The organism is Streptomyces sp. NRRL S-37, from assembly GCF_000721605.1.
Lineage (GTDB): Bacteria > Actinomycetota > Actinomycetes > Streptomycetales > Streptomycetaceae > Streptomyces.
Window position 1 is genome coordinate 1 of sequence record NZ_JOIZ01000126.1, and the last position, 365, is coordinate 365.

At 62.7% G+C, this 365-nt stretch carries 1 rRNA gene; it reads left to right on the plus strand.

Going from position 1 to position 365, the window contains the following annotated elements:
* A 16S ribosomal RNA gene (locus tag IH50_RS0137080) occupies nt 1-89 on the plus strand; the annotation flags it as partial.
* Nucleotides 90-365 lie beyond the last annotated feature (276 nt).

The following is a 365-nucleotide window of genomic DNA, read 5'->3' on the forward strand; positions in this document are numbered from 1 at the left end:
GGAGGGAGCTGTCGAAGGTGGGACTGGCGATTGGGACGAAGTCGTAACAAGGTAGCCGTACCGGAAGGTGCGGCTGGATCACCTCCTTTCTAAGGAGCATCTAGGCCGCCAAGTCTGCTTGGTGGTCCAGAGCCACTACGTCGGCGAACGATCGACGGTGGTTAGCTCATGGGTGGAACGTTGACTACTCGGTCCGGATCTCGGGCCGGTGGCTGCCAGTACTGCTCTTCGGAGCGTGGAACGCATGATCACCGGGCGGGGCTGGATCGGGCACGCTGTTGGGTGTCTGAGGGCACGGCCGTATGGCTGCCTTCAGTGCCGGCCCCAGTGCACTCGGGAGTTGATCCCGGGGTGATGGGTGGTTG